This is a genomic window from Bacillus sp. LK2, assembly GCF_001043575.1.
Taxonomy (GTDB): Bacteria; Bacillota; Bacilli; order Bacillales; family Bacillaceae_G; genus Bacillus_A; species Bacillus_A paramycoides.
On the sequence record NZ_LDUK01000001.1, the window covers coordinates 154,556 to 177,836 of the forward strand.

21 protein-coding genes and 1 other annotated feature are annotated in these 23,281 nt (G+C 36.7%); of the genes, 5 read left to right on the plus strand and 16 right to left on the minus strand.

Annotation, left to right across the window (positions count from 1 at the left end):
• Nucleotides 1–49: 49 nt before the first annotated feature.
• On the minus strand, nucleotides 50–445 hold the full coding sequence (gene spx / locus VK90_RS00815) for a transcriptional regulator Spx (RefSeq protein WP_048369656.1): 396 nt from the start codon (nucleotides 443–445) through the stop codon (nucleotides 50–52).
• A gap of 595 nt (nucleotides 446–1,040) precedes the next feature.
• Here spx and VK90_RS00820 point away from each other — a divergent pair.
• Complete coding sequence (locus VK90_RS00820; protein ID WP_002170839.1) at nucleotides 1,041–1,244, plus strand: hypothetical protein; 204 nt, start codon at nucleotides 1,041–1,043, stop codon at nucleotides 1,242–1,244.
• Nucleotides 1,245–1,273: 29 nt separating this feature from the next.
• Here the strand turns inward: VK90_RS00820 and VK90_RS00825 are convergent, their stop codons facing one another.
• Nucleotides 1,274–2,920: a peptide ABC transporter substrate-binding protein gene (locus VK90_RS00825; protein WP_048369658.1), complete on the minus strand. Its 1,647-nt coding sequence runs from the start codon at nucleotides 2,918–2,920 to the stop codon at nucleotides 1,274–1,276.
• Nucleotides 2,921–3,273: 353 nt separating this feature from the next.
• On the opposite strand from VK90_RS00825, the gene VK90_RS00830 reads away from it, so the two are divergent.
• Nucleotides 3,274–4,719: an MATE family efflux transporter gene (locus VK90_RS00830; protein WP_048369660.1), complete on the plus strand. Its 1,446-nt coding sequence runs from the start codon at nucleotides 3,274–3,276 to the stop codon at nucleotides 4,717–4,719.
• A gap of 600 nt (nucleotides 4,720–5,319) precedes the next feature.
• On the opposite strand, the gene VK90_RS00835 is transcribed toward VK90_RS00830, so the two are convergent.
• The 5 genes from VK90_RS00835 to VK90_RS00855 all read right to left on the minus strand — a co-directional run bounded on the left by VK90_RS00835 (nucleotide 5,320) and on the right by VK90_RS00855 (nucleotide 11,035).
• Nucleotides 5,320–6,255 carry an ABC transporter ATP-binding protein gene (locus VK90_RS00835; protein ID WP_048369662.1) on the minus strand — a complete coding sequence of 312 codons (936 nt, stop codon included), beginning with the start codon at nucleotides 6,253–6,255 and terminating at the stop codon, nucleotides 5,320–5,322.
• On the minus strand, nucleotides 6,248–7,291 hold the full coding sequence (locus VK90_RS00840; protein ID WP_000854341.1) for an ABC transporter ATP-binding protein: 1,044 nt from the start codon (nucleotides 7,289–7,291) through the stop codon (nucleotides 6,248–6,250). Before VK90_RS00840 ends, VK90_RS00835 begins: the two co-directional genes overlap by 8 nt.
• A gap of 18 nt (nucleotides 7,292–7,309) precedes the next feature.
• Complete coding sequence (gene opp3C / locus VK90_RS00845; RefSeq protein ID WP_048369665.1) at nucleotides 7,310–8,326, minus strand: oligopeptide ABC transporter permease; 1,017 nt, start codon at nucleotides 8,324–8,326, stop codon at nucleotides 7,310–7,312.
• Nucleotides 8,323–9,252 (minus strand): oligopeptide ABC transporter permease, encoded by a 930-nt coding sequence (opp3b, locus tag VK90_RS00850; protein ID WP_048369667.1) that lies wholly within the window; start codon nucleotides 9,250–9,252, stop codon nucleotides 8,323–8,325. Before opp3b ends, opp3C begins: the two co-directional genes overlap by 4 nt.
• 127 nt (nucleotides 9,253–9,379) lie before the next feature.
• A complete protein-coding gene (locus tag VK90_RS00855) occupies nucleotides 9,380–11,035 on the minus strand; it encodes a peptide ABC transporter substrate-binding protein (protein ID WP_048369668.1) in 1,656 nt (551 codons plus the stop codon).
• A 319-nt stretch (nucleotides 11,036–11,354) separates the two neighbouring features.
• Here VK90_RS00855 and VK90_RS00860 point away from each other — a divergent pair, with 319 nt between their 5' ends.
• Together VK90_RS00860 and trpS are read left to right on the plus strand one after the other, a co-directional pair.
• Nucleotides 11,355–11,735, plus strand: coding sequence for a DUF3899 domain-containing protein (locus tag VK90_RS00860; RefSeq protein WP_002170832.1), 381 nt, complete (start codon nucleotides 11,355–11,357; stop codon nucleotides 11,733–11,735).
• A gap of 105 nt (nucleotides 11,736–11,840) precedes the next feature.
• Nucleotides 11,841–12,057: a binding site (T-box leader), on the plus strand.
• Nucleotides 12,058–12,131: 74 nt separating this feature from the next.
• A complete protein-coding gene (trpS, locus tag VK90_RS00865; RefSeq protein WP_048369670.1) occupies nucleotides 12,132–13,121 on the plus strand; it encodes a tryptophan--tRNA ligase in 990 nt (329 codons plus the stop codon).
• Between the two features lie 390 nt (nucleotides 13,122–13,511).
• On the opposite strand, the gene VK90_RS00870 is transcribed toward trpS, so the two are convergent.
• The 7 genes from VK90_RS00870 to VK90_RS00900 form a co-directional block, all read right to left on the minus strand.
• Complete coding sequence (locus tag VK90_RS00870) at nucleotides 13,512–14,258, minus strand: YjbA family protein (protein WP_048369672.1); 747 nt, start codon at nucleotides 14,256–14,258, stop codon at nucleotides 13,512–13,514.
• A 142-nt stretch (nucleotides 14,259–14,400) separates the two neighbouring features.
• Nucleotides 14,401–15,192 carry a DUF2268 domain-containing protein gene (locus VK90_RS00875; protein WP_048369674.1) on the minus strand — a complete coding sequence of 264 codons (792 nt, stop codon included), beginning with the start codon at nucleotides 15,190–15,192 and terminating at the stop codon, nucleotides 14,401–14,403.
• A 106-nt stretch (nucleotides 15,193–15,298) separates the two neighbouring features.
• The gene (fabF, locus tag VK90_RS00880; RefSeq protein ID WP_002170827.1) at nucleotides 15,299–16,537 is read right to left on the minus strand and encodes a beta-ketoacyl-ACP synthase II; all 1,239 of its coding nucleotides are present in this window, start codon (nucleotides 16,535–16,537) and stop codon (nucleotides 15,299–15,301) included.
• Between the two features lie 31 nt (nucleotides 16,538–16,568).
• Entirely contained in the window at nucleotides 16,569–17,501 is a 933-nt protein-coding gene (fabH, locus tag VK90_RS00885) for a beta-ketoacyl-ACP synthase III (protein ID WP_048369676.1), read from the minus strand.
• Nucleotides 17,502–17,860: 359 nt separating this feature from the next.
• Complete coding sequence (locus VK90_RS00890; RefSeq protein WP_001003336.1) at nucleotides 17,861–18,037, minus strand: ComZ family protein; 177 nt, start codon at nucleotides 18,035–18,037, stop codon at nucleotides 17,861–17,863.
• 64 nt (nucleotides 18,038–18,101) lie between these two features.
• Nucleotides 18,102–18,974, minus strand: a complete 873-nt coding sequence (locus VK90_RS00895) for an NAD-dependent epimerase/dehydratase family protein (protein WP_048369678.1) — start codon at nucleotides 18,972–18,974, stop codon at nucleotides 18,102–18,104.
• A 29-nt stretch (nucleotides 18,975–19,003) separates the two neighbouring features.
• The gene (locus VK90_RS00900; protein WP_048369680.1) at nucleotides 19,004–19,738 is read right to left on the minus strand and encodes an alpha/beta hydrolase; all 735 of its coding nucleotides are present in this window, start codon (nucleotides 19,736–19,738) and stop codon (nucleotides 19,004–19,006) included.
• A gap of 156 nt (nucleotides 19,739–19,894) precedes the next feature.
• Here VK90_RS00900 and VK90_RS00905 point away from each other — a divergent pair, with 156 nt between their 5' ends.
• Nucleotides 19,895–20,077: a YjzD family protein gene (locus tag VK90_RS00905; protein ID WP_002170822.1), complete on the plus strand. Its 183-nt coding sequence runs from the start codon at nucleotides 19,895–19,897 to the stop codon at nucleotides 20,075–20,077.
• A gap of 31 nt (nucleotides 20,078–20,108) precedes the next feature.
• On the opposite strand, the gene clpB is transcribed toward VK90_RS00905, so the two are convergent.
• Nucleotides 20,109–22,709, minus strand: a complete 2,601-nt coding sequence (gene clpB / locus VK90_RS00910) for an ATP-dependent chaperone ClpB (RefSeq protein WP_048369683.1) — start codon at nucleotides 22,707–22,709, stop codon at nucleotides 20,109–20,111.
• Between the two features lie 172 nt (nucleotides 22,710–22,881).
• Nucleotides 22,882–23,061, minus strand: coding sequence for a YjzC family protein (locus VK90_RS00915; RefSeq protein ID WP_002170820.1), 180 nt, complete (start codon nucleotides 23,059–23,061; stop codon nucleotides 22,882–22,884).
• Nucleotides 23,062–23,281: the final 220 nt, after the last annotated feature.

A 23,281-nucleotide genomic window follows, 5' to 3' on the forward strand; every position in this document is an offset into this window, starting at 1 on the left:
AAAAAACCTTCTACTATATAATAGGTAGAAGGTTTTCATATTATTATAATTAATTTACAAGACGTTGTGCTTCACGTAATTGGAACGTTCTTACTGTACGTGGTAAGAAACGACGGATCTCGTCTTCGTTGTAACCTACTTGAAGGCGTTTTTCGTCAATCATAATTGGACGACGTAAAATACCTGGATAGTCACGAATCATCTTATATAAATCTTGAAGTGGTAAAGACTCTAAGTTCACATTCAATTCTTGGAAAACTTTTGAACGAGTAGAAATAATCTCATCCGTTCCGCTTTCTGTCATACGTAAAATTTCTTTAATTTCCTCAATCGTTAATGGATCTGAGAAAATATTACGTTCTATATAAGGAATATGATTTTCCTCTAGCCATAATTTCGCCTTTCTACAAGACGTACAGCTTGGAGAACTATATAATGTTACCATACAAAGCTCACTCTCCTTAAAGAGTACAAATTCTGTACTAATTACAGTTTAAATTTCTAACTTCAGCAATTCTTCACAATAACTTGTCTTATAGCAAAGTAAAAAAATCGCAGTTCATGTAAGCAACAACTTATTACAAACAACAATTACTTTTAATAAGTAACTTCTATAATCATTATACAATAGTTTTTGCAAGAAATATACAGTAAATTTACTGCTAGTTGAGAAAACTCTTCCTTGTATTCCACTGCTATGTAACATGATTACACTCACTTTAACTGTCCTTTAACAACGATCCTCAACCCTTTTGACACTTGCTTTCTACAATAATTTTCACCTGATATACAATTACATTTTCATAATCTTCCCCTATCAAAAAGATAACGTTTTCTTACCTTTTTCCAACAAAACAATTGAGAAATGTAAGACTCTCAAGGTTAAAACAAAAAGGAACACTTGTTCCCATTTTAACAAATCTCTTCACTCATGTCCATACGATTTCTAAAGTAAATTCAATATTTTTCTGACATTTCTTTCTTTTTCATCTTTAATCTCATACAATAAACATATAGACAGGCAAAGGGGGAATTTGCATATGATTGCTTATTTTGTTGATTTTGTCATTGTTGCTGCCCTCATCATCGGAATAACAGCATTGATTGGTGTCATTACAAATAGCATTGGTGAAAAACTCTTTGGTGGGAAAGAAAAAATGAAGTTTGTTAACAAAAGTTTAGATGTACAATCCGGCTGGAACCAAGTTGGTGGAAAAGGTATTTATAAAAAACGTACGTATTAAAAAAAGCAGGTAATCACCTGCTTTTTTTCTTATTTTCCTACTGATGCCCATTTAAAGCTTACTTCGCCGCCATATTTATGGTTGTACATATCTTTAATTGTTTCTCTTTGTAAATATGCTCTACCACGTTGGTATACTGGAACAATCGCTGCGTCATCAAGTAACATTTTTTCTGCTTCAAGTAAGTTTTTCCAGCGAGCATTTACATCGCTTCCATCTTTTTTCGCTTTCATAATAATCTCATCGTACTTCGGATTAGAATACTTCATTTTGTTTTGCGCTCCGTCAGTTACAAACATATCAAGGTATGTAATTGGATCTGGGAAGTCTGCACTCCAGCCAGAGAATGACATTACATAATCGCCCGCATCTTCTAATTTTAATTTTTGCGCGAATGGTTGTTGTTTAATTTTCACTGTTAAACCTGGTAAATTCTTTTCTAACTCACCTTTTAAATATTCACCAGTTTTCTTCGATAATTCAACGTCTTCATTTAATAGCTCTAATTCAATTTCATTTTTACCAAGCTCTTTTTTACCAGCTTCCCAATACTTTTTCGCTTCTTTCACATTCGGTTTTACAATATCTCCATTTTCAGCACGGAAATCTTTTTTATCCGGTCCTTTAATGAAATTGTCAGGAATTAATCCCGTCGCTGGCTTAGAACCGTTATTTAATAACGTATCAACGAATGGTTTACGGTCAAAACCAAGTGAAATTGCTTTACGAATATTTTTATTTGCTAAAGCTGGGTCTTTTTGATTTAAACGAAGGAAGAATACAGATGTATCTTCTACTGTTTTGAAATCTGGTTTTCCTTTATATTTATCGATGAACTCTGCTAATAATGTAGCTCGATCGATTGCGTTTGTTTCATATAAGTTAATTGGTGTAGATGTATCTTTTACAATGTTAAAGTTTACTTCCTCAAGCTTCACTTCTTTATTGTCCCAATAAGATGGGCTCTTTGTCATTTTGAAACTACGTTCATGTTGCCAATCACTTAGTGTAAATGGACCGTTGTAAAGTGTTGTATTTGCTTCTAAGCCAAACTTCGCCCCTTGCTCTTTCACATACTTTTCATTAACAGGATAGAAGATTGGATAGACCATTAAATCAACAAGATATGGGATAGAATTATCTAATTCTACTTCTAATGTATGATCATCAATCGCTTTGACGCCTAATTGATCTGGACTCATCTCTTTTTTATTAATTTTCTCTGCATTTTTTATATCGTACATAATATACGCTGATTTCGCAGCTGTATCTGGATTAATTGCTCTTTGCCATGCATACACGAAATCTTTCGCCGTTACAGGATCACCATTTGACCATTTTGCATCTTCACGTAATTTAAATGTATACTTTTTACCGTCTTCTGACTTTTGGAATTCTTTCGCTACACCTGGAACTAATTTATCATCTTTTCCAAGGCGGTATAGACCTTCCATCGTATTGTTCATTACTTTCGAAGAAACTGCATCAGCTGATAATGCTGGGTCCATCGTTGGAATTTCTTGTGTTTCAACTAAGTTTATAACTTGCTTAGCACCGCTTTTACCGCTATCCCCTTTTGCGCTTGCTTGCGGTTCATCTTTTTGATAGCTACATGCCCCTAAAATCATGCTCATTGCTACTGTTGATGCTACAAAAACTGGTATCTTTTTTTTCATACTTCCACCCTCCAAAAAAATGTTAGCCCTTTCATTTTCAAACAGAAAGAAATATATGTATGTTCTAATAATTCATATTATACACACAAATATATTCTTTGTATATTTATATTTCTATTTCATTAAAATTTTCTGTTAATATTCGGTGTATTTGTAAACGTTTCATACTGCGTTTTTATTGCGCTAATATGTTAAAAGTAATAAGTTTTATAGTTTTTTAAATTATCAGAGAATAACAAAATTTATATCTCATTATATCTTACGTATAATTATTCTTCTTTTTTTGTCATAAAATGAAGATTCGTTCATATTGAAAATATGTAGGCTAAAATGAGTGCAAAGGATATGAAAGTGTGTTACGATACACTTTGCTAAAATTAGATATCGGTAAAGAGGGGACGGACATGACAGCAATTCGCTCAAAAAACGGGCCAACAGAAAAATTAAGTTTATTCTTATTAACATGGCCTATTTTTCTAGAAGTTTTTCTTTTTATGCTGATGGGGATCGCTGATACTTTCATGTTAAGTGCATTATCAGACGATGCTGTATCTGGGGTTGGTGCAGCAAATCAATACCTCCATATCGCTATTTTAGTACTAGAAGTCATCGGGAATGGCGCAGCTATCGTCGTATCTCAATACCTCGGTTCTAAACGCTTTATGGAAGCATCCAAAATATCAGCATTAGCAGTAACATTAAATTTAGGAGTCGGTCTCGTTATAAGCGCCGGTTTTCTTTTATTTTCAAAACATATGATGATGGCAATGAACTTACAAGGTGATGTATTAACGTACGCGCAAAGTTATTTATCCATCGTCGGGGGAGCCATTTTTCTTCAGGCTATTATTAACTCATTAGCTGCAATTATCCGCGTACACGGCTTTACAAAGCAAGCGATGTTTATTTCACTTGGAATGAATATTATTCATATCGCCGGAAACTACGTACTCATTTTTGGGAAATTCGGTTTCCCTGAACTTGGTGTGCAAGGGGCAGCTATTTCTTCCGCCGTCAGCCGGTTAATCGCACTTATTGTATTCTTCTGGTTACTGTATCGCGTTATGGAATACCGCGTGAAATTACAATACTACTTCACTTTATCAAAAGAATACGTTGGCAAAATTTTAAAGATCGGTATTCCATCTGCATTTGAACAAGTAATGTACCAAGCTTGCCAAATCGTCTTCCTATACTACGCAACATACTTAGGAACAGAATCGTTAGCTGCTAGACAATACGCTACTAACATTTCTATGTTCACTTATTTATTCGCCATTGCTATCGGTATGGGAACAGCTATTATCGTTGGGCGCCTAGTTGGCGGAAATGAAAAGGATGAAGCGTACACACGTGTATGGAAAAGTGTACAATGGGCGATTGGTGTAACTTTATTTATGGTCATTCTCGTTATTACATTCCGCACACAATTAATGCGACTATTTACGGATAATCCCCATATTATCTCTCTAGGGGCAAGCGTTCTTTTACTAAGTGTACTACTTGAAACAGGACGGACGATGAACATCGTCATCATTAATTCCCTTCGTGCAGCTGGTGATGCGAAATATCCAGTTTTAATCGGCGCATTCTCCATGGTGTTAATGAGCTTACCGCTCGGCTACTTTTTCGTCTTTCAATTAGATATGGGTCTCGTTGGTATTTGGCTAGCGATTGCTATCGACGAATGGACTCGGGCGATTATTATGTTCTTCCGTTGGAGAAGTAGAGCGTGGGAAAATTATGCACTTGTTAAACCGGATGAACAAGAAGATAGTGCTTCTGTTCAAGCGCAGTAGAAAATATAAAGGTGATATCCTATAAAACGTACGTTTTATAGGATATCACCACAGTAAATGAAATTATATCGGCGGTTTTTCGAATATATCGACCGCAACTCGAAATATATCGGCGATTTCCAAAATATATCGACCGTAACTCAATTTATATCAGCGATTCTTTAAATATATCGATTTACCGACAAATATTGATAATAGAAATGTTTTATATAGTAGAAAAAGAACTCATAGAAAGTTCCTTTTTTAATAGTTTAAATCAAGTTAATTAGTAGTGACAGCAGTACACATCGAAAAATTACTTAATACTTTTTCAACTGGTTTTAAGAACCGATCCATTCCCTCACGAACAAGCCAAACCTTCTGAACATAACTACTATTAACTCATTTCTCTTACTTTTATCCCGCATTAACGGGCAGTAAGACTCCCACCTCAAAATTCGGAGAATGCGAGGAAGTTAGGTGGGAGATCAACTGCCCGTAAACGCCCGATTGGTTCAACTAATAATCAGTGGGGATGAACAAAACCCCCACTGATTAAAGTTTCACTTTATTACAAAAAATAGAGCCATCCTCCCGTAACAGAAGAATGGCTCTACTTTTTTATTGATAGATTTCTTTATATTTCTTATACTCTGCTTCAGAACATAGTACGAAATGTCCTGGGCGAATTTCACGCATTGTTGGTACTTCGCTACCGTATTCATGCTGAGATGGATCGTATACGATACGTTTACGATTGCGCTCATAATCTGGATCTGGAAGCGGAATTGCTGATAATAGTGATTTTGTATATGGATGAATTGGATTCGCATATAACTCATCACTTGTTGTTAGCTCAACGATTTGACCACGATACATTACGCCGATGCGATCACTAATGTATTTTACCATTGATAAATCATGGGCAATGAATAAATATGTTAAACCTTTTTCTTTTTGTAACTGTTTCAGTAAGTTTACAACTTGCGCCTGGATCGATACGTCAAGTGCTGAGATTGGCTCATCGGCAATGATAAATTCAGGTTCTACAGCAAGTGCACGAGCGATACCGATACGTTGACGTTGTCCACCTGAGAATTCATGCGGGAAACGGTTTGCGTGCTCTTTATTTAAACCAACTGTATTTAACAGCTCGTGAACACGGTCCATACGCTCTTTTTTGCTTTTCGCTAATCCGTGAATATCAATACCTTCTGCGATAATATCCCCTACTGTCATACGAGGATTTAATGATGCATATGGATCTTGGAAAATCATTTGCATTTTACGGTTGAATTTCTTCAATTCTGCGCGTGATTTTTTACCATGTACATTTTCACCATCGAACAACACTTCACCAGCAGTTGCATCATATAAACGAATAATCGTTCTTCCAGTTGTCGATTTACCACAACCCGATTCTCCTACAAGACCAAATGTTTCTCCGCGGTAAATATCAAATGAAATATCATTAACCGCTTTGACAACACCACCACTCACGTCAAAGTGCTGCTTTACATTTTTCACTTCAATTAATTTCTCACGTTGTTTAGTCATGTTGTTCACCTGCTTTCATTTGAAGAATGCGTTTCTCAACGACTGCCGGCGGTTTTACTTCTGGAGCTTGCTCATGAAGTAACCAAGTTGCCGCATAGTGTGTATCACTTACTTTAAATAAAGGTGGTTCCATTTCAAAATCAATTTTCAGTGCCTGCGGGTTACGTGGTGCAAAAGCATCACCCTTTGGCGGTTTTAATAAGTCAGGAGGCGTTCCTGGAATCGCATATAGCTCTTCCTCTGATCCATCTAAGCTTGGCATAGATGCGATTAAGCCCCATGTGTACGGATGTTTTGGGTTGTAGAAAATTTCATCTACAGTTCCAATTTCAACAACTTTACCAGCATACATAACCGCAACTCGGTCAGCAACGTTTGCTACTACACCTAAGTCATGTGTAATGAAAATGATTGCTGCTTCTGTCTTTTGCTGAATGTCTTTCATAAGCTCTAAAATTTGCGCCTGAATTGTAACGTCTAGTGCTGTTGTCGGCTCATCGGCAATTAATAATTTCGGATTACAAGCTAACGCCATCGCAATAACTACACGCTGTCTCATACCACCTGAGAATTGGTGAGGATATTGTTTTAAACGCGCTTCTGGATTTGGAATACCTACAAGGTCGATTAATTCTAACGCAACTTTACGTGCGTCTCCTCTACTCATCCCTTGGTGTTTAATAAGACCTTCCATAATTTGATTCCCAATTGTCATCGTTGGATTTAATGATGTCATTGGATCTTGGAAAATCATTGCAATATCTTTACCACGAACTTGCTGCATTTCTTTTTCCGTTAATTTCGTTAAATCACGACCGTCAAATACAATCTCTCCATTTTTAATACGGCCTGGAGGATTTGGGATTAAACCCATTAGCGCTTTAGAAGTAACTGATTTCCCAGAACCAGACTCTCCTACAATCGCTAATGTTTCCCCTTTTTTTAAATCAAAAGTAACTCCGCGCACTGCTTGTACTTCACCTGCATGTGTATCAAAGGAGACTTGTAAATCTTTTACCTCTAACAATGTTTTCATTTTTGCCTCTCCCCTCTTTTACTTACGCATTTTTGGATCTAACGCATCGCGTAATCCATCTGCCATTAAGTTGAATGCTAGAATTAACATACTGATGACAACCGCAGGGATGAACATCATGTGTGGATACGTTTGAATAGATTTATACCCATCATTTACAAGAGAACCAAGTGACGCAAATGGTGGCTGAATTCCTAAACCGATGAAACTTAAGAACGCTTCACCAAATACCGCTGATGGAATTGTAAACATTGTCATTACGATGATAGGTCCCATTACGTTTGGAATTAAATGTTTCACAATTAATTGTGTATTTGTTGCACCTAATGTACGAGATGCTAATACATATTCTTGGTTTTTTAACTTTAAGATTTGTCCACGAACAATCCGCGACATTCCTATCCAACCTGTAATCGCCATCGCGAGTGTGATTGACCAAATACCAGATCCCATAATGATTACCATTAAAATAACGATGATTAAGTATGGAATACCGTTGATAATCTCCATAATACGTTGCATAATATTATCTACTCTACCGCCGTAGAATGCTGAAATACCTCCGTATGCAACCCCAATTACTAAGTCAATTGCTGCTGCTAAAAGAGCGATATATAATGATACGCGTGTACCTTCCCATGTTCTTGTCCATAAGTCACGGCCAAGATCATCTGTACCAAACCAGAAGTACTCTTTAATATCACGTTTTGCATATTGGTCAACACCATATTGATCTGTACCGTCAAATGGTAACCAATGAACATTTTCAATAACAGGAATTTTTGGTGGTAATTTCGCACGACCTAAATCTTGCTCTTTATACGAGTGTTTACTTACCATCGGTCCAAAAATCGCTAATAGTGCAATGAGTACTAATAATACAAGGCCAAGCATCGCACCTTTATGTTGGAACAAACGTCTTCTTACATCTTGCCAAAACGTTAAGCTTGGACGGGCAATGACTTCATTATCAACATTATTTTGATTGGCTTGTTGAAATAAATCTGGAGATAATTTTTGTACATCTTTCATCATTTTTTCCCTCCCGCTAAACGAATACGAGGATCAATAATTCCGTATAAAATATCGACAATGAAAATAACTAAAATGAAGATTGCACTATAGAAAATCGTAGTTCCCATAATAACTGTATAGTCATTTAAAGTAATCGATTTAACGAATTGTTCCCCAAGTCCAGGTACAGCATAAATTTGCTCGATAACAAGTGTTCCTGTAATTAATGCCGCAACCATTGGTCCTAAAATTGTTACAACTGGAATTAACGCGTTACGAAGTGCGTGTTTTACAATGATAACGCCTTGACTAATCCCTTTTGCTTTCGCTGTTAAAATATAGTCAGACTGCATAACTTCAATTAATTCTGCACGAGAGAAACGTGCGATTGTTGCGATAACTGACATCGATAATGCAATTGTAGGCATTACAGTAAACTCTGGTCCTTTCCAGAATGCTACTGGGAACCAACCAAGTTTTACCCCTACGAAATATTGTAGTAATGCGGCGAATACGAATGATGGTACCGACATTCCGAGTACCGAAATAACTGTTGCACCATAATCGACCCACGTATTGTTACGAAGTGCCGCAACGATTCCTAAAATTAACCCGATAAATGATCCTAATATAATCGCTTGTAAACCAAGTTGTGCCGATGGTCCAATACGATCCACAATCATATCTGTTACTGGGCGGTTATCATATTGGAATGATACCCCTAAATCACCTTTTACTAAGTTACCTAAATAACGTGCATATTGAACTGGCACTGGATCATTTAAACCATATTTTTCAAGAATGATTTCCTTTTGTGCTGGTGATAGCTTCTCCTGGTTTTTAAGCGGAGAACCCGGAAGCAATTTCATCAAGAAGAAAGTCAGTGTAGTAATTAAAAATAATGTCAAAGCCATGTACACGAAACGTTTTAATACATAACGTCCCATAGTCAAGCACCTCCCCGTTTTTCTCAAAAGCAATAAGATAGTTTTAAATATTCTTACTTTTATTTTTTTAAAATAAGAGCATATGCCCATCACAGGCATATACCCTTGTAAACGATGGAAAAAAAGATTATTTTTGTTCAACAGATGCCCATTTGTAAGTTAATTTACCACCATAGTTAATTGGGATAATATCTTTTACAGCACCTTTTACTACATACGCTGAACCTTTTTGGTAGATCGGAGCGATTACCGCATCCTCTTTAACTAGCATTTTTTCTACTTCTAAAAGGTTATTCCAGCGAGCTTGTAAATCTTTTGTATCTGTTTTAGCTTTTAGAATTAACTCATCATATTTCGGATTAGAATACCCTGTTTTATTTTGAGACCCATTTGTAACAAACATATCTAAATATGAGATTGGATCTGGGAAGTCTGGACCCCAAACGCCAAACGCCATATCATATTGCTGAGAGTCTTCTAACTTATTTTTTTGCGCGAATGGCTGCTGTTTAATTTTAATCGTTAAACCAGGTAAGTTCTTTTCCATCTCACCTTTTAAGAATTCGCCAATTTTTTTAGCATCTTCATTATCAAAGCTTAAGAATTCTAGTTCGATTTTATCAGTGCCAAGCTCTTTCTTCGCTGTTTCCCAAAGTTTTTTCGCTTCTTTTGAATCCGTTTCAACTAGATTTCCATTTTCAGCACGGAAGTCTTTTTTATTCGGACCTTCAGCGAAATCTTTTCCAACAAATCCGTAAGCACCGATTGCACCGTTGTTTAAAATAACTTTTGCAATGTTATCACGGTCAAAGGACATCGAAATTGCTTTTCTTAAGTTTTTATTACTTAAATACTTATTATTTTGATTAAATCTTAAATAGGCAACTCCAGCTTCTTTTCGTGTTTGGAACTCTGGATTTTGTCTAAACTTATCAACAAATTCCGATGTTAGAACCGCACGATCAATCGCATTTGTCTCATATAAATTTACATCAGTTGATGTGTTTTTTACAATATTGAAATTAATTTCTTCAATTTTAACCGTTTTGTTATCCCAATATGATGGGTTCTTCTTAAATTGGAAGCTTTGTTCATGTTTCCAATCACTCATAACGAATGGCCCGTTATATAATGTTGTATTTGCCTCTAAACCAAACTTATCACCTTGTGATTTCACAAAATTTTCATTTAGTGGGTAAAATACTGGATAAACTGTTAAATCAATAAAGTAAGGAACAGGATTGTCTAATTCCACTTCTAATGTATAATCATCAATCGCTTTTACACCTAATTGGTCAGCTGGTAATTCTCTTTTATGAATTTTTTCTGCATTTTTAATATCAAACATAATGTACGAATACGTCGCTTTTGTATCTGGATTTACTGCTCTTTTCCATGAATACACAAAATCTTTCGCTGTTACAGGTTCCCCATTCGACCATTTCGCATCTTTTCTTAATTTGAATATGTATTTTTTACCATCGTCCAACTTTTGTACATCTTCAGCAACCCCAGGCATTCTCTTTTGATCTTTGCCAGTACGATATAAACCTTCCATCGTATTATTTAATGCTGTTGAAGACGCAGAATCTGACGCTAATGATGCATCCATTGATGGAATTTCAGATAACTCTGTTAAATTAAGAATCTGTTTTCCGTTACTACTACTAGTAGCGGTTTCTTTTCCTTTTGCTTTAGCGTCCTCTTTCTGATAGCTACACGCGCCAAGCAACATACTTGCAGTTAAAGTTGATGCAAGTAATAACGGTATCTTTTTCTTCATGTTGTGTTGCCTCCCCTAATTGCACTTCCTGTACCCTCACTTGTAAAAAAGTAGAATTGAAAGAATAATCTCCAAGTTTCTACAATTTTCATTATACATATAATATGACGATTGTGAATATAGTTTTTTGTTTTTTTGTTAAAATTTTTAATAAAATGCTAATATTTTTATTTTTTTGTAAAGGAATACGTTAACATTGATACCATCATCTTGAAATTAGAACTCCAATTGCGTATAATTTTCAAAAAATTATTTATATTACTTATTATAACTTTTATAGTATAATAATTCTAGTAATATTTTGACGGAGGGGAATATTTTGAATAAAGTTTTTTTTCATACTTGTATACTATTTTTTGTAGCGATAATCGCTTCTAGTGTTGGCGCATTCCTCGTTTCTTCTCAGTTTTTGTTGAATTTTGTCAACATTTCATTCTATATCGCATTGTTTTTTATTCTTATAGGTGGTTTTTTATTCATATTTCAAAATGGATTTTTTAACGTAACAATTTACGCATTCCAAAGAGTATTTGGTACGAATAAAAAAATTGACTCTTTAATTGAAGAAGCAGAGGAACCTATCGATAAGAAAGAACGTATTTATAAAACATATTCATTCAAATGGACGTATCCGATTTGTATTACTGGCATCGTGCTTGGGTTGTTCTCGACTCTCATTAGCTTTACTATTTTGATGTAGTTTGCAAACACTATTCCATATGATATAATAATCAGCAAAACATTTTGTTATAAAACTTTAGTTCTTTCATATTAAAAGGGCTCAGTTAAAAATAAATAAATTTATATGTATGCGATGATAAAGAAGAGTACATATTGAAGCAATTTCAGAGAGCTTGTGGCTGGTGTGAACAAGTAATTGCACAATATGGAATGGGCTTTTGAGCACCAAACCGAACCGAGAGTAGTAGGCTTTGGCGTTATATCCAGACGTTATTATGGATCTGAGAGATTTCACAGCTGTGAAATAATTAGGGTGGTACCGCGGTCCATTCGTCCCTATGTAATTTGGGATGAATGGGCTTTTTTGTATGCCTTCTCTTCCCCATCACACATTCAATTTTAGGAGGAATTACTTATGTCAGTTATCTTTTCTGGTATTCAGCCAAGCGGAACGATTACACTTGGAAACTATTTAGGGGCTATGAAGCAATTTACAGAGCTTCAAAACGAACACGACTGCTATTTCTGTATCGTAAACCAACATGCAATTACAGTACCTCAAGACCCTGTACAACTTCGCAAAAACATCCGCAGTCTTGCTGCACTATATGTTGCATGCGGCATCGATCCTGAAAAAGCTACTTTATTTGTACAATCAGAAGTACCAGCACACGCTCAGCTAGGATGGATCATGCAATCTGTTGCTTACGTTGGAGAATTAGAGCGTATGACACAATATAAAGATAAAGCTTCTGGTAGAGATTCAGTTCCAGCTGGATTACTTACGTATCCACCATTAATGGCTGCTGATATTTTACTTTACAACACTGAAATCGTGCCTGTTGGTGATGACCAAAAACAACATATGGAATTAACACGCGATTTAGCAGAGCGTTTCAACAAACGCTTCCGCGAAGTGTTCACAGTTCCTGAAATTCGTATTCCAAAAGTAGGAGCTCGCGTTATGTCATTAACAGAACCTACGAAAAAAATGAGTAAATCTGATCCGAATCCAAAATCAATGATCAGTATGCTTGATGAGCCAAAAACAATCGAAAAGAAAATTAAAAGTGCCGTAACTGACTCGGAAGGTATCGTTAAATTTGATAAAGAAAACAAACCTGGAATTTCTAACTTATTAACAATTTACTCTTCATTCTCTGGCAAAACAGTTGAAGAAATAGAAGCAATGTACGATGGAAAAGGATACGGCGACTTCAAAGGTGACCTAGCACAAGTAGTTGTGGACGCAATTCGCCCAATCCAAGACAAATATAACGAACTAATCAACTCCCCAGAACTAGACGAAATTCTAGACAAAGGTGCCGAAAAAGCAAACCGAGTTGCATTCAAACAACTACGCAAAGTAGAAAACGCAATGGGACTAAGCAGAAAACGTAGATAACATATAAAGCGGAGGCGGCTCGTTCAGAATGTGAGGGGGATGGAGCTCCTGACGTAGAGGTGTTTTTTACCTCGCAGGAAGGCCGCGAAACCACCGAACATTCTTGCCGCCGGAGCTGGATTAACTTATAAAGCGGAGGCGGCTGTTTAGCCCTGACGGATAAGGTTCTTTCCCACAGAAGGTGCTTTTTGCCTTCTCGTGGGAAAGGCTCTTAGACGCGAAGGGTTAGGAGCCGGAGCTGGATTTCATTATAAAGCGGAAGCGGCTCGTTCAGCTCTGATTAGCTAAGGCTCTTTCGCATAAAAGACGCTTTTTGTCTTCTTATGCGGAAGGTTCTTAGACACGAAGAGCTTGCCGACTCCATAAAAAAAACCGCCAATTGGCGGTTTTTTAATTTACCTTCTGCTCATTTTCCATTTCCCATAACTTTTCAAAAAACGGCTGTCCTTTCACTAAGCGCTCACATAATTGCTCGTGCTTCTCGGACCATCCCGCTTTCGCTTCATCATAAAGCTTAGCCCAAACATCTTCAAACTCCATATGTTGGACCATTCCGTACGCCGATGGATCCCACTCTGTGAACCAATAGCGAATTTCAGCTGGATTTTTCGTTGTATGTAATTGATCTAACGCCATAAATAATAATTGTTTTAACTGTCGTTCTTTACGAGTTAGGCCGTTCATGATGAAAGGCGACGGCGATAAAATGTGATGTTCTTTTTCAATCTCTTCCACTTGGAAATCATACTTTTCTGCCTGCACATTTTCTACCATCTCATATACCATCTGTTCTTGACGAGGTATAAGCCTACTTTTTCTAATTGGCACATTATAGCCGATTGAATCAATCGCAATAATTCCTTTTCCATCTGTAACAACAAAACAATACTCTTGTTGCAAACGTTCGTGATTTTTACGAATATAAGCCTTATGATGTACGTCTTCCAATAACTTTTGCGGAAGCTCTAACAATTCGTTCTCGATGTAATGATATAATGTGGAATCTACTTTTAATAATGGCACTTGATCTAATAGCTCAATCGTATCATCTTTCCGCCATTCGTAAAAATGACAAACGTTATACCCATTCTCTTCACCTTCAAACCAATTTACCCATACATCATGCAGATATAACATTCTCTACCCCTCACTTCACTACTGTTTGTACCAATCATTATGTTCATTTTTGCTTAACTTTATTCCACTTTAGGAAATATATTCTAATTATTATTTTTTCTTCTATAATATTAAAAAAACAGGAGATATAGCTCCTGTTTTTTCATGAAACATGAAATGTATTTGCTTTACTCAATATTTCTTTCGCATCTATAGATAATAAAGAAAGTGTATCTTCTCCTTCAAACGCTACACAATCTTTTACAATATAAAATCCAAGTGCATAGCCAAGCATTTTCGGGTAGGAATGAAGTCCATTTAATAAAATGTCATGCTCCTTTGTTCCTCGTTTTATGCTTATTCTTTCTTGTACAACGTTTTGCCAATAATAAATCGCTTCTTCTTTTGAAAGATACGTCGTCCACGGTGCATTATTTTTTTCTGTATATCTTTCCGTTACTGCCTGCTCAGCTAATCCTTCCATAATCATCGTATCAAGTAATGTATATTCCGTTTCTTTCGTCTCAATTTGATGTAACCTGCATATGTGGTGATATTCATGTGTCAATAACACTTTTAATTCTTCCACCGAATTCCGTCCACATACGAATAAGAAAATAACGTGGCGCATAGATAAGCCAGCCTTCCCGTTATACTCTTCTTGTACAGTTCGATTATAGGAATCTGATAACAAAATAAAGATAGGGACATCTGGCCCTTTTAGCCAACTTTTCAATTTTTCATACTCCATGCTAAGTTCTTTCCAAATTTCTTTTTTCTCTAATTCTTTAATTTCCTGTTCTCCCCGCATTACTGGGCGATACATACCTTTAGAAATTAAAAAGCGATACAGCCTCTCTTTTGGCAATGGAATATACTTCGTAAATTTCTCACAAATCTTTTCTGGACGTCCATAATATAGATGTAACCACTCGGCTGTTTCAATAACCCCCATCTTTATCCCTCCTTTTTCTTATGTATATGCAAAAGGAGAAAAAGGCGTAAAAATAAATAAGGTGTTTTTTCGCAATATGTTACGAAAAAACACCTTATTTCATCTATTATTTATACGATTTAAATACTAATACTGCGTTATGACCACCGAATCCTAGTGAGTTACTTAATACTGTGTTTACTTCTTGTTGTCTCGCTTTATTCGGTACGTAATCTAAATCGCAATCTGGATCTGGCGTTTCATAGTTAATCGTCGGAGGAATCACTCCGTCTGTAATTGTTTTAATAGAGAAGATCGCTTCAACAGCACCAGCCGCTCCTAATAAGTGACCTGTCATTGATTTCGTCGAGCTAATTGCTACTTTATATGCATGCTCACCAAAAGTTTCTTTAATTGCCATCGTTTCATACTTTTCATTTGCATCTGTACTTGTACCATGTGCATTAATGTAATCAATATCTTCTGGCTCTAGGCCTGCATCAGCTAAAGCTTGACGCATCGCACGAACTCCACCTTCACCGCCAGGAGCAGGCATTGTAATATGGAACGCATCACCAGTTGCACCGTAACCAGCGATTTCCGCATAAATGTGAGCACCACGTGCTAATGCGTGCTCTAATTCTTCAAGAATAAGAATTCCTGATCCTTCACCCATTACGAAACCGCTACGGTTTTTATCGAACGGACGGCAAGCCGTTGCTGGATCTTCATTAAATGTTAATGCTTTCGCTGAACAAAATCCAGCGAATGCCATACTTGTTAACGGTGCTTCTGCTCCCCCCGTTATCATTGCATCGGCATCACCGCGCTGAATGGCTTTAAATGCATCACCAATTGAGTTTGCCCCAGATGCACAAGCTGTTACAGAGCAAGTATTAATTCCTTTCGCTCCTGTAGCAATTGATACTTGACCTGCTGCCATATCTGGAATCATCATTGGTACGAAGAATGGACTCACACGGCGCGGACCTTTTTCAGTAAAAATCTTAAATTGTTCTTCGTATGTTTCCATACCACCAATACCAGAACCTACCCATACACCAATGCGTGGGGCATTTTCTTCTGTAATTTCAAGCTTCGCATCTGCAACTGCCATTTTCGCTGCTGCTACTGCATATTGCGTAAAACGGTCCATACGGCGAGCTTCTTTTTTATCCATATATTTTTCGACTTCAAAGTCGTTAATTTCTGCTGCTACTTTTGCTGGAAACAGTTCTGGATCTATTCTTGTAAGTCTTCCAATTCCAGATACACCGTTTTTAATATTTTCCCAAGCTGTTTCAACATCTGTTCCGATTGGTGTAACAGCACCTAATCCTGTAATTACGACCCTCTTTTTTTCCATACAAAATACACTCCTTTTTTTCTCTCAGTCCTTATTTACCCCAACGAAGAGCTACTGCTCCCCATGTTAAGCCGCCGCCAAAACCGACTAGTATAATTAAATCACCATCTTGAATACGTCCATTTTGCAATTCCTCTACCATTGCAATTGGAATTGAAGAAGCCGATGTATTACCGAACTTTTCAATTGTCATACTCATTTTTTCTTTCGGTAAATTTAATCTCTCTCTTGCAGATTCCATAATACGAATATTCGCTTGATGCGGTACTAAAAAGTCCACATCCTCTTTCGTAAGTCCTGCTTTTTCTAACACGCGCAGACAAGAATCACCAAGTTGACGAACAGCAAATTTAAAGACTTCTCGTCCGTTCATCATAACATACTCGTCTTGATAAAGATGCTTACCGCCACTTCCGTCCGCTCCTAATTCGAATGAAAGTATACCTTTTCCTTCCGAAACAGCTCCCATTACGATAGCGCCTGCTCCGTCCCCAAATAGTACTGCTGTATTTCGGTCGTTCCAGTCTACAATTTTAGATAGTTTGTCACTGCCAACTACTAATATATTTTTATAAGTTCCAGTTTGAATAAATTGCTGTGCTGTAATCATTCCGTACATAAAGCCCGCACACGCTGCGCTTAAATCCATTGCAGCTGCATGTTTTGCGCCAATCGCTTCTTGGATTACACAAGCAACTGCTGGGAATGAGCGATCCGGCGTTACTGTTGCCACTAAAATAAGATCGATATCCTCTCCGCTAACCCCTGCATCTTCAAGTGCTTTTTTTGAAGCCTCTACCGCCATATATGACGTATCTATTGTATCATCGGCAATGCGTCTTTCTGCAATTCCCGTTCTCGTACGAATCCATTCATCAGATGTATCTACGATTTTCTCTAAATCGTGATTTGTGACTACTTTTTCTGGCACATATCTTCCGATCCCTAAAATGCCTACGTTCACATCGCAGCCCTCCGTTTTATATCAATTATTATGACTTGGTACTAATTTTAAAACATAAATGTACTTTTGTCTAGAATATATTTCAGCTAAAAAAATAAAACCAACGTATTATCAACTTTATTTTTCATTAAAAGAAACAGAAAAATCCCTGTCCTTTCAAAAGATAAACTTCCCCATACTTTTGACCTTACTCCGCCCGAGACAAAAAAGGGTCCTAACCACTTCTTCTCACGGCTCGAGCCTCTCTCCCCTCAACTACCTCATCCCTCTGATTTTCCCCGCTCAAGACAAAAAAAGGCCCTAACCGCTTCTTCTCACGGCTCGAGCCTCTCTTCCCTCCAAAAAAGAAGGTTTTGGTTTTATTCTTTATCCGCTTTCCCAAGCTCATATGCTTCGCTCATTACTTTCATCAATAACTCTAACACCGGCTGTGCTTTCTCCATATCAAGTGCAATTCCGTTATCATCTAAAATTGCCTTCGCTTCTGGTAAATGCTTCATCGCGATTTGTAAAAATTGCATGCTTTTTTCATTCATATTATTTCTTCCTCTCTATAAAAAGCTCTCATTCCATTATCCATACAATAGTGTAACACGTGTTTTAGCCCTCGTATAACTCTTTATATTTTTTCATATGTGCCAATTGTTTATTTAAACCGAATTCTAATGGTGTGTTTCTTTTAATAGAAATAATCTCTATAGCTTCATCTCTTACTTCCACATTTTTTTTATTTACTTTATCATCTGCATGCAACAGGGTCATACCTTTTTCCCATAATGCTTCTTTTCCACTAAGTAAATTATATACACCAAGATGCTTTATATTCGTTCCATTTTCCCATAAGTATTCACATACATCTTCAACGTAAAGTAAATCGCTTCCTTTTTCTTCATTCATACAATGGCACTCTTTCTCATCGAGTTCTGATAAGATAAGCTGATGATACATCATAAATGATGGTTGCCACGGTCCATATAATGTAGGAACTCGAAATACACTATATTGCAGTTCTCCTTTCTTCAACCCTTCTTCTACTTTCGAAAATAGACGTTTATTTTCGGATTCTTCAGTGCTCCCTATTTCAATAGAAGAAATTAAATTTAACTTTACTTTATTTTTTTTACACAGCCTTACAATACGCTTTAAATATTGTAATATGACCCTTTCATTCCGAAATCCACTTTGCTGATTCGGCTCATACAAGCAAAAGTAAACCGTATCAAAACTATCTTCTTCTACTACCCGCCATCCGTCTTCATCCCTGATAGAATAGTACGTAAACAACGCATTTCGGCCAATTAAAAATAATTTCTCTTCATTAATTTTCGTCATACCATCTAAATCATCAAAATCAAGCCCATACACTTCCACTTCTTCTGCGATCATTTTATTCACAAGGTGATAACCTACAAACGTAAGTGCACCTATAATAAGCACGCGTTTCATATCACCAGCCCTTTCTCCTTTAAACAAATAGCTCCTCATTTATGTATATGGGAGCTTCACAATTCTTCTTCATATTTTTTAAAGAAATCACACGTTTGCCTAACCATTTTATATTTCACATCCTGTAGATGGAATAAGACAGAGGTATCACATTGTTTTAATTGCCTCATTTGCTCATATTTACGCAATAATTGTTTTCTCCCTCTTTTTTCTTGTGTGGATACGAAAATTTTAACCGGTACACAAGAAGGAAGATATGCAAATGATTTCTTATTTATTTTTGATTCCAACTCTGCTTCTTTTGACTCGTATGCCAAACTTAATTCTTTAACTAATCTTTTATAAAAAAACTTGTGTTCCTTCTCAAATTCCACATATTCTGGTAAATCTAAACAAGGATTTAACATAACGACAGATCGTATACATTCAGGGTATTTGTTCATCATCTCAAGCGCTACAAGCGCCCCCATACCATCTGCCATAATGTGCATTTTCGCATTTAATGTCTCTTTTCTTAGAACGACATCATATAAACGCTTTGCCAGACGAACAGATTGATCGTTTCCCCAATGCCTTCCGTATAAATTAGATGAAAAGACCGTGTAGCCCCTTTCAATAAGGCCATTTAAAAAACAAGCTCTTCCCGCATGCTGTGTCCATAAACTTGTACCATTCTCAATGAAATAGTTATAGTCCCCAAGGAGCATAACAGAAAATCCATTTGGCTTCTCCGGTAAATACATTACACTTGGTTCTTTTTCTAAGTAAAAGAAACGTTCCGTAATACTCATTTTTCTCCCGCCTTATTTTCTAAACGTATAAAACCACTCTTTTATACTGTATGAACAGAATGCAAATTTGCGTTGAAAAATCTACAAATATTTTTCTATATTCTTTTTTCAATTGTGTTACAATAAGGACAGATTGAACGAATAGAGGTGTAAAATATGCGTTTTATTTGGGCATTAATTTGGTCGTTCTTGCTTGTACATATGATGAGCTATGTAATCGGCTCTATGACTGGCGGTGCATACGATTTTAACCAAGCGTCTATTTTCTCAGTTGTTCTTGCGGTATTAGTATTAGCGATTTCAGCTGCAATTCCAAACGAGCCAGTAGAACAACACTAAAAAGAGTCCGGATTTTATCCGAACTCTTTTTTTATTTCACATGAACGACTAATTCGTTATTTTCTACATCAACAACTACGTGACTATTATCAGTAATCGTTCCTGCAATTAATTCTCGTGCTAATTTTGTTTCCACTTGACGTTGTACGTATCTTTTCAATGGACGAGCTCCGTACATCGGATCAAAACCGGCTTCTACAACGAATTCTTTCGCAGAGTCTGTTAATTCTACAGTAATGTGACGGTCAGCTAAACGACCTTGTAATTCTTTTACAATTTTATCAACAATACCTTTAATTTCATTCGTTGTAAGAGGTTTGAATAAAATAATTTCATCGACACGGTTTAAAAACTCTGGTCGGAAATGTCCTCGTAATTGCCCCATAACAAGGTCTCGTGATTCTTCTTTAATAGAACCATCCTCTTCTAACCCTTCTAATAAATGCGCAGATCCAATATTTGAAGTCATAATAATGACCGTGTTTTTAAAGTCTACTGTACGTCCTTGTGAATCTGTAATGCGCCCATCGTCTAGCATTTGTAATAAAATATTAAATACTTCTGGATGTGCTTTTTCGATTTCGTCTAACAAAATAACAGAATACGGTTTACGTCTTACTGCTTCCGTTAATTGACCGCCCTCTTCATATCCAACATATCCAGGAGGCGCACCGATTAAGCGTGACACCGCATGTTTCTCCATATACTCAGACATATCGATACGAATCATTTGCTCTTCGCTATCAAATAACGTTTGTGCTAACGTTTTTGCAAGCTCTGTTTTACCTACACCCGTAGGACCTAAGAAAATGAATGAACCAATTGGACGATTCGGATCTTTAATACCAGCACGAGCACGAAGAACTGCATCTGATACTAAGCTTACTGCTTCTTCTTGTCCGATTACACGCTCTGATAAAATTTGCTCTAAGCGTAGTAATTTCTCGCGTTCGCCTTCAACGAGTTTTGCGACAGGAATACCAGTCCAGCGTGAAACAATATCTGCAATTTCTTCTTCACTTACTTCCTCACGTAATAAACGATTTTCTTGTTTATTATGCGCGCCCATTTCTTCCGCTTCTTTTAACTCTTTTTCGATAGCTGGAATTTTTCCGTGGCGAAGCTCAGCTGCTTTATTTAAATCGTAATTACCTTCTGCTTCTTCTAACTCACGACGCAAACGTTCTAAATGTTCACGTAAGTCACGAACTTTGTGAATGTCTTCTTTTTCTTTCTCCCATTTTGCTCTCATGCCACTTGCAACTTCTTTTAAATCCGATAATTCACGTTGTAATGTTTTTAGACGTTCTTGGCTACCAAGATCCTTTTCTTTCCCAAGGGCAGCTTCTTCAATTTCTAACTGCATAATGCGGCGCGTTACTTCATCTAATTCTGTTGGCATAGAATCAATTTCTGTTCGAATTGTTGCACAAGCTTCATCAACAAGGTCAATTGCTTTATCTGGTAAAAAGCGATCTGAAATATATCGATCTGATAACACTGATGCCGCTACAATTGCACGGTCATGAATATTTACACCGTGATAAATTTCAAAACGCTCTTTTAAACCACGTAAAATTGAAATTGTATCCTCAACAGTTGGCTCTTCTGCTAATACTTGTTGGAAACGTCTTTCTAACGCTGGATCCTTCTCGATATATTTACGATATTCATCTAACGTTGTTGCCCCGATACAATGCAGTTCACCACGAGCAAGCATTGGTTTTAACATATTTCCTGCATCCATTGCTCCTTCTGTTTTACCAGCCCCTACAATTGTATGAAGTTCATCAATGAATAATAAAATGCGGCCTTCGCTCTTTTTAATTTCATTTAATACAGCTTGCAGACGTTCTTCAAACTCACCGCGGAATTTTGCTCCAGCTACGAGCGCACTCATATCTAAAGCGAAAATTGTTCTATCTTTTAACCCTTCTGGTACATCTTTTTTCACGATACGCTGCGCTAATCCTTCAACGATTGCCGTTTTACCAACACCTGGTTCCCCGATTAAAACAGGGTTATTTTTCGTTTTGCGTGAAAGAATGCGGATTACACGGCGAATTTCACTATCTCGGCCAATAACAGGGTCAATTTTCCCCGCTCTTACTTCAGCCACTAAATCACGGCCATATTTTTCTAACGCTTCATAAGTTGCTTCTGGATTTTGACTAGTCACTCTTTGATTCCCCCGAACTGTCATTAAAGACTGTAATAAAGTATCTTTTGTAATGTTACATTTTATAAATAATTGATTTATATCGCCCTTTTCTTCACAAAAGGCAAGTAATACATGTTCTATTGAAATATAATCATCTTGCAATTTTTCCGCTTCAGCCCCTGCCCTAACAAGCAGTTGTTGCAAAGCACCCGTTATATACAATTTCCCTGCTTCTGCCCCGCCTCCAGTTACAGAAGGCTTTTTCTTAATTAAACTTTCTACACCTGTTTTTAATGCTTCTATATCGACATTCATTTTTTGAAAAATACGTACTGCTAATCCATCTTGCTGCTCTAATAATGTAAGCAATAGATGAACAGTATCTACTTCTTGATGATGATGAGATACCGCTAAAGATTGAGCACTCATAATCGCTTCTTGTGTTTTCGTTGTCATTTGATTTAAGTCCATCTTTACAGCCCTCCAAATGTTTGACTTTCTTTGACCTTTGATTTGATTATACGCCAACTTACTTTTTTATACAATAAATTTGCTTATGTATTTCAAACTTATTATCGGAAAAAGAACAAGGTAACATTCATTTTCCAAATCAAAAAAGCCGCAATAACTATTGCGGCTTCTGTTACGGTTTTCTTTTATATGTCCACTGACGGTTATGATTTGTATTCTCTGGAAACCTTTCCCCGACAGTTAATTTCACCATTTGCGGATCCTTTACCATACTTCCCGTTTCACCAATTTCTACATAAATACCATCATTTGGTGCTTTTTGCCCAGAACGAAACCTACGATTTTGTCCCATTTTCATTCTCCTTCCATGACGTCTTGCCTCATTAGTATATCCATTTTAAAAGAAAGCTTTTCTGTCATGTTTAGGAAACAAGTACTACTGTTTATCCACTTACATATATATAATTACACAAGCTTAAGCAGGAATCTCCGTTATATTTGTTGAAAAAAAAGAAACCAACCTATCTTTAGGCTAGTTTCAAAGGAGAGTCAAACATATACGAGAAGATTAC